Annotated in this window: 1 pseudogene; it reads right to left on the bottom strand. The window is 56.7% G+C overall.

The window, feature by feature from the left end:
* Positions 1-240 (bottom strand): annotated as a pseudogene (locus KDM89_RS23160) (IPTL-CTERM sorting domain-containing protein); the annotation flags it as partial.

Genomic DNA, 240 nt, shown 5'->3' with positions numbered 1-240 from the left:
AACCGGTAAATCCGCCCGGACTGGAGGTCGCTGTATAAGTCGTAATTGCTGCACCACCATTCGAAGCCGGTGCGGTAAAGGTCACTGTTGCTGAACCAGTACCTGCGGTTGCGCTGACACTGGTCGGCGCACCCGGAACCACCGCAGCAACCGCGAAGGTTTGCTGTACCTGGGTCGCTGCATTGTATGTACCGTCACCTGCCTGATTCGCATTGATCGTACAGTTGCCTGTCGTCACAA

Source organism: Cognatundibacterium luofuense, from assembly GCF_018139685.1.
GTDB lineage: Bacteria > Pseudomonadota > Gammaproteobacteria > Burkholderiales > Burkholderiaceae_D > Undibacterium > Undibacterium luofuense.
This window is presented reverse-complemented; position numbering and strand designations above follow the sequence as displayed.